Genomic DNA, 13,815 nt, shown 5'->3' on the forward strand with positions numbered 1-13,815 from the left:
AATTTAACTATTTATTGACATTTAATAGTTTGTCTTATGTAAATCCCGCTCTCTATTATAAATTAAACTGTTAGCGTTTTCAATATAAATATGAAGCGCTTACATATAAGCATAAAAAAAGAAGCCTATAATGGCTTCTTAGTCAAAGTTTCAATGACTTCTATTACATGCTTTACTGGGAGCCCGATGACGTTATCAATATCTCCCTGCACTTCTTCAATGAATTTTCCTGCAACACCCTGAATCGCATAAGCGCCAGCTTTACCCTGCCACTCATCAATAGAAAGATAATCATCAATCATATCACTGATATTCTTGAATGTAACTTTTGTTTCATCTACAAATGTACAAACCTGATCTTTATAGAACACAGCCACTGATGTAAACACACTATGTGTATCACTACTTAATGATTCAAGAATTTCTCTTGCTTCATGAGCACTGTGAGCTTTACCGATAATCTTTCCATTATGATAGATTGTTGTATCCGCACTGATTACAACATCATCAGGATATTTCTCATGAATAGAAATACCTTTATCATATGCGAGTTTCTTAAGTCTTTCTTCTATTTCTAGAGAAGAATCAAGATATTCAGTAATAGAAGAGGCATCGATAATAAAATCAATGCCTTCTCTTTCAAGCAGTTCTTTTCGTCTAGGAGAAGTACTTGCAAGAATAATTTTCATTATTTCTTTTCCTCAGCAGGTGCATCATGTTTAACGATTGGTTTTGGTAATAATGCTTTTCTAGAAACATTCACACCCTTATCAGTAATCTGAGTTACTTTAACCTTTACTGTATCGCCAAGCTTGATTACATCGCCAACTTTATTTGTTCTATCCCAAGCAACATCTTTTACATGTAAGAATCCATTTGTACCAGGGAATAATTCAATAAATGCATACTTTTCTTCAACTCTTACAGCCTTACCATCAAAGATTTCGCCTACTTCTACTTTTCTAGTTAAATCCTTGATCATACCCATTGCATGGTCAATCGCTTCCTGAGAGTAATGATAGATAGTAACATTACCTTCATCATCAATATCAATCTTAACATTATCGCTTTCAGCAATAATCTTATTGATCATATCTCCACCCTTACCGATTACATCTTTAATCTGTTCAGGTTCAATCTTCATCATAGCAACCTTAGGAGCATATGGGCTTAAGTGATCTCTAGGTTCACTGATTGCTGACATCATGCAGTCCATGATCTGTCCTCTTGCAACCTTTGCCTGAGCTAATGCTTCCTGTAAAATTTCTTTAGTAATACCATCAATCTTGATATCCATCTGTAATGCACAGATACCGTTCTTTGTACCTGCAACCTTGAAGTCCATATCACCAAGATGGTCTTCCATACCCTGGATATCAGTTAAGATTGTATAGTTTTCGCCTTTTTTAACTAGACCCATAGCGACACCAGCCACTGGATTACTAATTGGAACACCTGCAGCCATTAAAGCCATAGTTGATGCACAAATTGAAGCCTGTGAAGAAGAACCGTTAGATTCTAATACTTCAGCAACAACTCTGATTGTATATGGGAATTCTGTTTCAGAAGGAATAACCTGTCTTAAGGCTCTTTCACCTAAAGCACCATGACCAATTTCTCTTCTACCTGGAGAACCCATTCTTCCTGTTTCACCTACACAATATGGTGGGAAGTTATAGTGATGCATGAAACGTTTCTGGTCTTCCATTCCAAGACCATCAATCTTCTGTACTTCACCTAATGCACCAAGTGTGCAGGCAGATAATACCTGAGTTTCACCACGAGTGAACATAGCTGAACCATGTACACGTGGTAATAAATCTACCTGTGCATCTAATGGACGTACTTCATCTACTTTACGACCATCAGGTCTTACCTTTTCTTCAGTAATCAAACGTCTTACTTCTTCTTTTTCAAGATCGCCAAGAACCATCTTAACCTGTTTAATTGTCTTATCATGTTCTTCAACAGTTACATATTCTTTTTCTTCAAAAGATTCTACAACCTTAGCATCTAATTCATCAATAGCAGCATATCTTTCAAGCTTACCAGGAATAGAAATAGCCTTGATCATTTCTTCCTTAGCCATAGCTTCTACGCTAGACACAATATTTTCATCTAATGCGAATAGTGGAACATCAATCTTTTCCTTACCAACAGCTTCTACAATCTGTTCCTGGAAAGCGATTAATTCCTTAATCTTTTCATGACCGAACATCAATGCATTCAACATTGTTTCTTCATCTACTTCTTTTGCATCTGCTTCAACCATGTTAATAGCATCCTTTGTGCCTGCTACTTCTAGGTTAATTTCACTTCTAGCCATATCTTCAGGTCCTGCATTAACAGTAAATTCACCATCAATTAAACCTACGTTAACACCAGCAATTGGACCATTAAATGGAATATCAGAAATACATAGAGCGATAGATGCACCAAGCATGGCTGCCATTTCTGGAGTAGCTTCCTGATCCACTGATAGTACAGTATTAACAACCTGTACTTCATTTCTAAAACCATCTGCGAATAATGGACGGATAGGTCTGTCAATCATTCTTGCAGTTAATGTACCATGTTCACTAGGACGGCCTTCACGCTTTAAGAATCCACCTGGAATCTTACCTACAGAATATAGTTTTTCTTCATAAGTTACTGTTAATGGGAAGAAATCTACATCTTTTGGTTCTTTCCCAGCACATGCTGTTGAAAGAACGACTGTATCATCATATCTTACTAAACAAGAGCCGTTTGCCTGTTTAGCCATTTCACCGACTTCAACCTGGATTTTCTTACCATAGAAATCCATACTAAAAATTTGTTTTGCCATAAATTCACCTCATATTCTTCAAAATTATATCATAAATCAACTATTACACAAACAATTATTTGATAGAGACATGAAAAAAAGCCCCATAGGGCTTTTATTTCTTATCTTCTTAATCCTAACTTATCAGTTAAAGCTGTATATCTGTCAAGATCTTCATTCTTAAGATACTTTAATAAGTCTCTTCTCTTACCAATCTTCTTTAAAAGACCTCTGTTAGAATGATTATCCTTTGGATGCTGTTTGAAGTGACCGTTTAACTTGTTGATATCAGCAGTTAATAATGCGATCTGAACTTCTGGAGAACCAGTATCCTTTTCTACGCGACCATATTCAGCCATGATCTTAGCTTTTTCTTCTTTAGTTAACATTATGTTTTCCTCCTAAATTATATTCTTCGCAATATCCAAGCTAGATGTAAGAGGTACAAATATCCTAGACATTGTTGCAATGACTATTGTACATTATTTTTATATAAAGTCAAATACTTTTTCATGACCTGACTTAAATATTTTCTGTCTTCTGTTAATTGTGTTTTTAGTCCTTCTAACCCATTAAAAACAGTTTCTTCACGCTTATATAAATAGAAAGTAACCTCTACTTCTTTACCATACACATCTTCATCAAAATCAAAGACGTTGACTTCTAATGAAAGACGATTGATATCATTGAATGTAGGATTCATCCCAATATTTGCCATACCTATATAATGTTGATGATTGATTTCTACAATTGTGCCGTATACCCCTCTTTTAGGTAAGTATTTCATACCATAATCGATATTCAATGTAGGGAAACCAATCAAACGACCTCTCTGTTTTCCATGAATAACAGTACCCTTTACCTTATAAGGTCGATCAAGTAAAGTATTGACTTCTTCAATCATTCCCTGATCCATCAGTTTCTTAATAAGAGTAGATGATACTTTTTCTGTTTCATTATACATAACAGCGTTTTTCACAATAAGTTCAAATGACTGTTTCTTTAAGTCTTCTATGCTGCCACTATTATGATTTCCAAAATGGAAATCATAACCACATACTAGTCTTTTTAAAGGAAGCTTATTTAAGTATTCATCAATAAATGCCTGTGGACTTAATGCTGCCACTTCCTTAGTAAAATGAATGACAAGCAAATAATCAATACCCATTTCTTCTAGAAGTTCTTTTTTCTCTTCTAAAGTGATAATTGATTGTCTCTTTTCACCCTTTAAAACACATAAAGGATGCACGTCAAAGCTCATAACAGCCGTTTTTGTTTCTCCCTTATATTTCAATACCTCATTAATCAAAGACATATGACCTAAATGTAATCCATCAAAGAAGCCAATCGCAAGAGAAAGAGGTTCTGTTAAATGTACCTCTTCCATTTTTATGACCTGCATTAGAAAAGCCCCCTGAGGCTCTTCAAATTGCCTTTTCCATCTGGTCCATATATAGCAAGTAATTTACCTTCTTTTGAATAAATAGCTACATTATGATCTTTATCACTCTTGATTTTCTGACCAGTCATGACAATTCTTTCATCTACAACCATTGAATCATAGAAAGAAAATACTTCTTCTAACGGTATCACTGGTCCATTATTTTCTTCTAGTTCTTCGAGTGTCACTGCCTGATCGATTGTAAAATGACCTGACTGATTTCTTACTAATGCAGTCATATAGGCAGGATAACCTAAGGCTTTTCCAATATCTACACATAAAGAACGGATATATGTTCCTTTAGAGCACTTAACATCTATAGTTATTTCATCATCATGTGCATTGACTAAATCAAGTTTATAAATAGTAATTGGTCTTTCTGGAACTTCTACTTCTATACCTTCTCTGGCATATTCATAGAGCTTCTTACCATTAATTTTAATAGCTGAATACATTGGAGGCTTCTGCATGGAATCTCCTTTAAATGATGATAATACTTCTTCTAGATTCTCATAACCAGTAAAAGGCTTGGTTTCTAAAACCTTCCCTTCAGCATCATATGTATCTGTAGCACTGCCAAGTTTAAGTGTAGCACGATATTCTTTCTCTTCACTCATTAAAAACTGCATTGCTTTAGTGGCTTTATTAATACCAATAACTAAAACACCAGTCGCCATAGGGTCAAGAGTCCCACAATGTCCTACTTTTTTAGTATGCATAATACGTCTCACACGATTAACGACATCATGACTTGTCATACCCTGTGGTTTATTAATTAAAATAATACCATCCATCTACTCACATCCTTCCTAAAAAAAGCAGACTATTGTCTGCTTAGATATGATTAATAACGAAGTACTTCTTCTTACCTCTTCTAATAACAGTCACCTTACCACCAAACGCATTGTCTTTTGATACAACAAACTTTTCATCAGTGACCTTTTCACCATTTACAAGAACACTTCCACCTTTTACGAACTGTCTTGCTTCACGATTACTAGAAGCAGCACCTGCTTTTACTAATACATTTAAGATTTGTTCATCTTCAGTAACATCAATACTTGGTACACCATTGAAGCACTGTTTAACCTGTTCATAAGTCATGCTCTTGATATCACCACTGAATAACTTTTCAGAAATGCTGACAGCTTCTTCATAAGCATCTGCACCATGAATGAAAGTAATAACTTCTTTCGCAAGTGCTTTATGTGCTTTTCTTAAGTGTGGTTCATTCTTATTTGATTCTTCTAATGCTTCAATTTCTTCTTTAGATAAAAAAGTGAGGTATTTTAAGTAATCAATAACCTTGCTATCTTCACTGTTGATGAAGAACTGATACATTTCATATGGTGAAGTCTTTTCTCTGTCTAACCAGATTGCATTTCCTTCTGATTTACCAAACTTAGTACCATCACTCTTAGTAAGTAAAGGCATAGTGAATCCATATGCTTCATCACCAGTCTTCTTTCTAATTAATTCAATACCTGCAGTGATATTACCCCACTGGTCCTGACCAGCAACCTGTAAATCACAGCCCTTATTTTCATGTAAGTAATAGAAGTCCATTGCCTGCATGATCATATAAGAGAATTCAGTGAAAGTGATTCCTTCATCTAATCTTCTCTTGATAATATCCTTAGATAACATGTAGTTGATATTGAAATATTTACCATAATCTCTTAACCAGTCAATGAAGTTTAAATCCTTAGACCAATCCAAGTTATTAACTACTTCAAAACCGAATAAATCTTCAGCCTGCTTCTTTAAGCAGTCAAAGTTGTGCTGTACCTGTTCTTTTGTGATCATTGGTCTTTCAGTTGTTGGCTTCGGATCCCCAATCTGTCCAGTTGCACCACCGACTAAAAGAATTGGATGATGCCCAGCATCCTTTAATCTCTTAGACATTAAGAAAGATGAGAAATGTCCAATATGTAATGAATCCCCAGTTGGGTCAGTACCAATATAGAATGTCATTCCTCCTGCATTTAATTTGTCTTTTAAGTCTTCAGAACTTACATCTTTAATGAGGCCTCGCCACACTAATTCATCATAAAATGTCATAATTTCCTCCTATAATATAAAAGAGAATCCATCCAAAGGACGAATTCTCGCGTTACCACCTTTATTCATGTCAAAGACATGCTCTCTTGTTGATAACGGTGTACTCACCGTCTAGACTTTGCATCTAGAAGCTCCAAAGTGTATTCATTCATACTGCTGCTCTTATTTTCACCAGCCATAAGTTCTCTAAACCAGCGCATATGAATTACTTGTCTTTTTCATCGCAACTAAAAGTCTACATGAAATCATGATGTTTGTCAATATCAGCTTGTGAAGACACTTTCCAACATCAGCTTCGTTTCATCAAGATGGAATGCATCTACTAAGACAATAATACGGTCTCCTGATATGAGCTTTGTATCCCCTTTTGGAATAATTTCTTCTCCACCACGAATAACGGAAACAATTAAGCTACGACGTGGAAGTTGTAAATCTTTAATATAGTGATCACAGGCATTTGAACCAAAACCAACTGTATAGCCAATGAGTTCCTTACTATCTGCATATTCGTCCATAGAATGATAAGGCTGATTGTTTAAAAGATTTGTTAAAAGACTTTCATAAATCGGTTCACTATGTAAAAGATTGGCTACATAATAAGAAACAAATGACACAAGTGAAATTGGTAGAAGCATCTTTAAAGTTCCACTCATTTCCGCAATAAGCACAATACCAGTAATCGGTGCTCTTACAATAGCACTAAAGTAAGCAGCCATTGCCATAATAATGAAGTTCATAAAATACTCAGATGGAACACCACACATAATAGCAATCTTACCTACACTTGCACCAATGAGACTTCCAAGAATGAGTAGTGGGAAGAAGATTCCTCCCGCAGCACCTGATCCAAATGAAACACATGAAATAAGTAATTTTAATATAAATAATAAGACAAGAGTAGATAAAACAAGATTTGGTTCATTGAGATATTCTACAAGTTTATGTCCTCCACCCATGACAAGTGGACAATAGAATCCAAGAATTCCAGATAACACTAAAGGTATAATGACTCTTTGATGTTTCTTTAAGAATGGTGTTTTCTTATAAAGTTTAATAGTTCCCATTGTAACCTTATTATAGAAAGCACCTAATACGCCAGCGATAATACCGAGAATAATAACCCAGATATAATTCTTTAAAGGGAATGTTTCTTTGATTGAGAAAGCTAAAGTAGGTGATAAACCAAAGATATTTCTACTTAAGAAATCCGCAGTAATAGATGCAATCATCACAGAAACAAGTGCACTTGTAGAGAAGTTCTTATGAACTTCTTCCAAAGCAAACATGATACCTGCAAGAGGTGCATTGAATGCGGCTGATAAGCCTGCTGCGGCACCTGCTGTCATTAAATAACGTTCTTCCGTTTTTACACGTTTTCCTTTTTTCGCAAGAGCTTTACCAACCATACCACCTAGCTGGATACTTGGACCTTCTCTCCCTAATGATAAGCCACCTACAAGTGCAAGTGCACCAGCACAGAACTTTGCAAGTAAGACTCTCCACCAGCATTCATCAATACGTCCCTGTACTTCTGCTTCTAGCTGTGGAATACCAGAGCCTCCAATCATAGGTTCCCACTTTAAAAAGATTGAAATAATAAGACCTAATACAATAAGGCCAATGATCCACAAAGGCCAATAAGACACGTTATGTGCGACAAAGTCCCTTATAGTAAAATAAATAGATTCTGCATTTGATAAAACAAGACGATAAACGATACAGACAGCACCTGACACGATACCAACAAGTAAACCTTCATAAGCCAAGCGCTTATTGAGTTTACTTCTTTCTCGTAATACATTTGCAGTATCAGACTGATTTTTAAGCATATATAATCCTCCCAGTAATTATAATGACCGATACTATTTTAGCACAATCTAAACCAGTAAAAAAGGATGCCTCAGCATCCTTCTTTCGTTATTTAGTTGTATCACGCTTGATGAATGCATAGTGCATTGGCACTTCTGCTTCATCAATTTCTTCATGATTTAAAATCTTTGTAAGAAGTCTGATTGCGATAGCACCCATATCATATACAGGTACATGAATAGTAGTAAGAGGTGGACGACAAATAGTCGCATAACTTGTATCCATCATACCAACAACCTGCATATCTTCAGGTACATTGATACCATGATCAATTGCCGCATTGACAACAGCGACTGCTTCCTTGTCATAGCCTGTTAAAACAACATCATGCTTATGAGTATCAAAATATTCCTTTAATTGAGGATAGCTTTCTTCATAATGGTTAGAAACATCCACAATATAATCTTCAGGAAGTGTTACACCACTATCTTTAAATGCTTCTTCAATACCCTTCGCAAAATCATTTAAATCCACTAAGTTTTGAGTAGCTCTTACAAAGCAGATATCCTTTTTACCCTGTTCAATAAATTGTTTAGTCATATCATATGCAATACTCTTTGCATCAACATATACAGAACAGATATCTTCATCCGAAATCTTATATCCAACAACAACTGCAGGAATACGGTATTTTTTAATGAGATCAATTTCTTTATCAATGCAGTTATTGTTAAATAATACAACACCATCAGCTCTTGATTTAATAACCTTCTCAATTACTTCTTCAATTGGGTTACCTAAACCAAGTTCATCAGTTGTATACATAATGATATTGAAGTCTAAAGTACGTCCAGTATCTCCAATACCACCAATCATATCTTTTACATGTCCAAAAAGTGACTGTGGGAATACAACTGCAATAGTTGTAGTTTTACTAGTTGCAAGACCTCTTGCAATCTGATTAGGCTTGAAATCGAGTCGTTTGATTGTTTCAAGTACACGTTCTCTTGTTGCAGGCTTTACAACATTTGAACCATTAATTACTCTTGAAACTGTTGCAAGTGAAACATCAGCTGCTTCTGCAACATCATAGATTGTTACTTTCTTCTTCATACTAGTCCTTGATTTCCTCAATCATTTCATCTAGCTGTTTTTCAACATCATCAATTTGCTGATCAATCACATCTTCATCAATCATGGCAGCCTTATCATTAATCATTGTTTTCACTTCATCGATTTTCTGATTCACACGTCCAGTTACTTCTACAACTGAACCTTTCACCTTTTCAAAATTTTCACTAGATTTTACTTTTTCTGCTAAAATTTCTAACTTTTTCTGTACTTCATCTACTTTTTCTTTAGTAGTTTCTTTAAAATCATCAGGATCAAATTCATCTACTGATTTTTTGATATTTTCAATTGTTTCACCTAATTTAGCTTCAACATCTTCTCTAGTAAGACTAGTTAAATAATCATAAGTAGATTTTGATTTAGCTTTGATGTCTTCTCTTAATTCGCTACCTTTCTTAGGTGCAAATAATAAACCAGCTAAAACGCCTAATCCTACTCCGAATAATACTTTTCCGAATTTCATAATTATACCTCCTATTTTTTCTTCAAGATATTTTTCAAGCCCAATACCGTTCCTAATATACCTGTGCTTGATCTCTTCTTATTAAAAATACCACTTACCACGTTGATAGGTTCATTGAGCTTATCCATTTTATAGTTGATATCATCCACTGTGACATTTACTTTAGAAACAGTTGTTTCTAAATGCTGTGCCAAATGACTGACATCTTTTAAAGTTGTAAGTGCATGGATAAGAAATACTCCTAGAGACACTAATGCAAATACACCAGCGAGCACTAGAATACATAGACAAATTGTTAAGATATCCATGGGATGTCCTCCTATGCCTTTTCTTTTTCCTTAATAACTAAATCTTCTAACTTATAAATATCCTTAGGACTCATAAATAAGAATACTGCATTATCATATTGAGCCAATTCTTTTGCACCTGCTTCATCTTCAGTCACTACTTTAGAACGAGGTAGGTTCTTAGTAATAACGCTGACATCAATATCGATTCCTGGTTCTTTTGGCGCATTTTTAGGGAAATCTACAAAATATGGATGATCAACTGTATCCATGATTCGTGCATATTCCTTCGCAAATCTTAAGCCACGAGAATATCTATCTGGCTGATAAACCGCAACAATCTGCTTGCCAGGGAAACGTGTTCTTGTTTCTTCAATTACATATTTAATAGCTGTTGGATGATGTGCATAGTCATCAACATATACGTTATTACCTACTTCTTTCACTGCATAACGTCTCTTAGTTCCCTTAAATGTACTTAACTGACTCTGCATATAATCAAAGTCCATACCTTCAAGATAACCTAAAGTAATAACACCTAATGTGTTATAAAGTGTATGCATACCATAGAATGGTAAAGTGAAATGTCCAAAAAGATCACCATAGATATATACATCAAATGAAAGACCTTTTTCATTATTAATCACATTTTTAGCCTGAACATCATTGCCATCTTTTACACCGAATTTTACAACTCTCTTTGTATAATTTAAATGCGGAAGATGTGGATCATCACCCCAGATGACAATAGCCTTTTTAGCCTGGTTAGCATATTTTTCAAAAGACTGTTCATACTGTTCCATTGACTTGAAATAGTCTACATGATCCATTTCAATGTTGTTGATATAAGCATAATCTGGATGATACCATAAGAAATGATCTTTATATTCGCAGCATTCAGCTATGAAATACTTAGCACCCTTAGTGGCATAACCAGTACCATCCCCAATTAATACATTTGTCTTATCATAGTCTTTAAATAAATGATAAGCCATACCTGTAGTAGAAGTCTTACCATGTGTACCTGCAATACCGATAGTAATATGATCATCCATAAGCTTAGCTAGGAAATCATAATAGTGATGAATTGTTACATTAGGATTATCTTCTGCAGCAGCCACTTCTTCATTAGAACGGTCAAATGCATTCCCTACAATAACATCCATACCGTCTTTAATATTGTCTTTGTTAAATGAATAAATAGGAATATGTCTTTCTCTTAATCCATCTTCAAGGAAGATATACTTATCAATATCACTTCCTGCAACTTCATAACCTAAATCATATAAAATTCTCGCAAGAGAAGCCATTCCTGAACCTTTAATACCTATAAAATAATACATATATTTTGTCACCTCGATAATATATTAACACAAATTAAATAATGATTACATAGATATCACTTAAAAATGAAAGTATTTTCATAAATTAGTAAGAAAAGGATCGTCTATCCTAAAAGTTGGTGTATCAAATATCTCACTTTCACCCAAATGAATAGTCAAAACCTGTTCAATAGTGAGCCCAATAGTTTCACCATCTTTAAATACCACATTGTTCATAATAACATAGAGTGCAGTGTCTTTAATGAAGTCTAATACAGCCATAGGTTCACCAATAGAAGAGACTTCTATTTCATGATAGCCGAGTTTTTCAAGACCATCTGTATAAGCCCCTACTCCATTTTCTAATGGATATAGACCAAACCAGATGACGTTATAAATAGGAAACATATCCTGATCAATCATCTTGGCCATTGTTTGATAAAAAGATGGTTCATAGATGACATCATTCATATAAACTCCTACAACATTCTCATCAATATTTGAACATACTTCTTCTACAAACAAAGGACAGTCTGTCTGAATAGTTTCAATTGTCTTATGGATATGAATCATTCCAGTATGGTTTTTAGTACATGCATCTGCTTCTTCCCACATAAAGTTACTTAAAGCTGCATTAAGACGTACTTTGTCATCTAATGGTTGATTAATATAACCACTTGTTTCATTGAATGGTTCTTTTACTAATAAAAATGCGTCTAATTCCATCTTTACTCTCCCTCAAACAATAAGTCTTCTAACTCTTTAACAGATTCGACATAATAAGTACATTTATTCTTGATATCTTCTTTGATTTCCTTGATATCATGAGCCCATCCAGCTCCACATGCATCAATATGCGCATCTCGTGCCATCTGTATACCTGGTAATAAATCATCTACAAGTAGGACATCTTCTTTATTTAAACGAAGTTCTTCAATTATGCTTTCAACAGGCCAAATAGATGGTTTACGCTTTTCAGGAGGTAATTCCCAGCCATATATAATAGAAGGCTCAGGTAAATCATTATTCTTATAATCCCGAATGATTGTATGCTTCATTGAATGAGAAATAACACAGATAGTGCCACCTTCATTCACATAACGCCATAATAAATCATGAATGCCATCAAAACATACTGGTGCATGACCACGAATATAAGACTGCCAGTTATTTTCTTGAATACGCATTTCTTCTTCACTGAATTTTAGTATATCAAAACATAATGCAGTAAATCCTGGCTTATAATTATACTTAAAATAATCTTCACAAGTCATAGTAACACCAGGACGCAATTTACTTAATGAGTCTAAGAATGCAGGAAAGTTCACAGTACGTGTGCTATCTACAATTGTATCATCATGATCTAGTATTAAACATTTATATTTCATTTGGTTCTCCTTTTTGATATGCAAGACATGTTATTCCTTGCGTATTGACTATTTTCCCACACTGTTTAAATCCACAAGATTCTAATAAATTCTGCATAGGGATATTTTTGATTCCTGTATCCATCTTTAAATTAGGAATCTGACTATAAGCCCAGTTCAAGATAAACTTGCAGGCCCCTTTCACAATATGTGCAGAAACAACACGATGTACCACACCATAAGGTGCATTATTGAGCCATTGTCCCTCTATTTCCTTATAATCTTGATCTTCTTCTATCGCATAATAGAAAACAGCCGCAATTTGATTTTCATGCATACATAAATACATCTTATCTATATCTTTAGTAATCAACTCTTTTGAAGGATAACCTACAGGCCACTGATCTTTATTGCCATGATTATCCATAAATATCTTTGCATCTTTGTAAAGACTCATTATTTCAACTATATGAGCCCTATCTGCTTTTTTTATTTCCATAGTTAACCCCTCTGATTTATATCATAACACAAAAAAGGGTCTGAAAAAATCCAGACCCCCATATTACACAATTTCTACTATTGTTCTTTCTATCGTAACAGATGTATTCCTATCAAAATCATTCAATATATCTTTACCATCATCTATCATATTCAATGAATTATGTCCTTTATGGATTTCAATTTCCATTGAAAACCAACAATCCTGTTTTTCAAAACAGATTTCAAAATTTTCAAAGCAGAAGACAATAGCTTTCGTTTCCCACATATCATAATTTTTAGAAAAAGTATGATCATTGACTAGAATGACTTTCTGTACTACCTCATCAATATATGTTTCTTTGATATCATTATTAAACCTTGATTCTACTGCTGTCCAATTGGATGTAGAAATACTTAGTATTGTTGCTTCACCATCTAATCCAAAATAATCTAACGCCTCATAATCGTTCACTAATTTAAATACCTGTTGATTAATCTCAAATCCCAAAATACCTGTCACAGAATCTGTAATGATGAAATCTTCATGTTTGTATTTTGTGAAAGTTTTTCCTATTAATGATTTGATCAACTCTGTGTCAAACCTGAAATCATACTGTTTCATTATTTCCTCCATTTCCCCGCGCCTTC

Annotated in this window: 15 protein-coding genes and 1 other annotated feature; all 15 genes read right to left on the reverse strand. The window is 34.4% G+C overall.

Annotation, left to right across the window (positions count from 1 at the left end):
- Window positions 1-125: 125 nt before the first annotated feature.
- Window positions 126-689: a Maf family protein gene (locus QVO42_RS05380; RefSeq protein ID WP_022425130.1), complete on the reverse strand. Its 564-nt coding sequence runs from the start codon at window positions 687-689 to the stop codon at window positions 126-128.
- The gene (pnp, locus tag QVO42_RS05385) at window positions 689-2,827 is read right to left on the reverse strand and encodes a polyribonucleotide nucleotidyltransferase (RefSeq protein WP_022425131.1); all 2,139 of its coding nucleotides are present in this window, start codon (window positions 2,825-2,827) and stop codon (window positions 689-691) included. Before pnp ends, QVO42_RS05380 begins: the two co-directional genes overlap by 1 nt.
- Before the next feature lie 101 nt (window positions 2,828-2,928).
- The gene (rpsO, locus tag QVO42_RS05390; RefSeq protein ID WP_022425132.1) at window positions 2,929-3,195 is read right to left on the reverse strand and encodes a 30S ribosomal protein S15; all 267 of its coding nucleotides are present in this window, start codon (window positions 3,193-3,195) and stop codon (window positions 2,929-2,931) included.
- Between the two features lie 83 nt (window positions 3,196-3,278).
- Entirely contained in the window at window positions 3,279-4,208 is a 930-nt protein-coding gene (ribF, locus tag QVO42_RS05395; protein WP_022425133.1) for a riboflavin biosynthesis protein RibF, read from the reverse strand.
- Entirely contained in the window at window positions 4,208-5,041 is an 834-nt protein-coding gene (gene truB, locus QVO42_RS05400; protein WP_022425134.1) for a tRNA pseudouridine(55) synthase TruB, read from the reverse strand. Before truB ends, ribF begins: the two co-directional genes overlap by 1 nt.
- 40 nt (window positions 5,042-5,081) lie before the next feature.
- Window positions 5,082-6,308: a tyrosine--tRNA ligase gene (tyrS, locus tag QVO42_RS05405; protein ID WP_022425135.1), complete on the reverse strand. Its 1,227-nt coding sequence runs from the start codon at window positions 6,306-6,308 to the stop codon at window positions 5,082-5,084.
- A gap of 32 nt (window positions 6,309-6,340) precedes the next feature.
- Window positions 6,341-6,539, reverse strand: a binding site (T-box leader).
- Window positions 6,540-6,571: 32 nt separating this feature from the next.
- A complete protein-coding gene (locus QVO42_RS05410) occupies window positions 6,572-8,137 on the reverse strand; it encodes a ClC family H(+)/Cl(-) exchange transporter (RefSeq protein WP_022425136.1) in 1,566 nt (521 codons plus the stop codon).
- A gap of 88 nt (window positions 8,138-8,225) precedes the next feature.
- A complete protein-coding gene (locus QVO42_RS05415) occupies window positions 8,226-9,230 on the reverse strand; it encodes a LacI family DNA-binding transcriptional regulator (RefSeq protein WP_022425137.1) in 1,005 nt (334 codons plus the stop codon).
- 1 nt (window position 9,231) lies between these two features.
- Entirely contained in the window at window positions 9,232-9,711 is a 480-nt protein-coding gene (locus QVO42_RS05420) for a YtxH domain-containing protein (RefSeq protein ID WP_022425138.1), read from the reverse strand.
- An 11-nt stretch (window positions 9,712-9,722) separates the two neighbouring features.
- Window positions 9,723-10,019, reverse strand: a complete 297-nt coding sequence (locus QVO42_RS05425) for a DUF948 domain-containing protein (protein ID WP_022425139.1) — start codon at window positions 10,017-10,019, stop codon at window positions 9,723-9,725.
- Between the two features lie 11 nt (window positions 10,020-10,030).
- Window positions 10,031-11,341: a UDP-N-acetylmuramate--L-alanine ligase gene (locus QVO42_RS05430; RefSeq protein WP_022425140.1), complete on the reverse strand. Its 1,311-nt coding sequence runs from the start codon at window positions 11,339-11,341 to the stop codon at window positions 10,031-10,033.
- A gap of 78 nt (window positions 11,342-11,419) precedes the next feature.
- Entirely contained in the window at window positions 11,420-12,046 is a 627-nt protein-coding gene (locus QVO42_RS05435) for a DUF4261 domain-containing protein (protein ID WP_022425141.1), read from the reverse strand.
- A gap of 2 nt (window positions 12,047-12,048) precedes the next feature.
- Window positions 12,049-12,708 carry an HAD family hydrolase gene (locus QVO42_RS05440; protein ID WP_022425142.1) on the reverse strand — a complete coding sequence of 220 codons (660 nt, stop codon included), beginning with the start codon at window positions 12,706-12,708 and terminating at the stop codon, window positions 12,049-12,051.
- Window positions 12,698-13,186 (reverse strand): hypothetical protein, encoded by a 489-nt coding sequence (locus QVO42_RS05445; RefSeq protein WP_022425143.1) that lies wholly within the window; start codon window positions 13,184-13,186, stop codon window positions 12,698-12,700. The genes QVO42_RS05440 and QVO42_RS05445 overlap by 11 nt, the downstream gene beginning before the upstream one ends.
- Window positions 13,187-13,249: 63 nt before the next feature.
- A partial coding sequence (locus QVO42_RS05450) for a hypothetical protein (RefSeq protein ID WP_288163891.1) occupies window positions 13,250-13,815 on the reverse strand: 566 nt, incomplete at its 5' end.

This window comes from Catenibacterium sp. CAG:290 (assembly GCF_000437715.1).
GTDB lineage: Bacteria > Bacillota_I > Bacilli_A > Erysipelotrichales > Coprobacillaceae > Catenibacterium > Catenibacterium mitsuoka_A.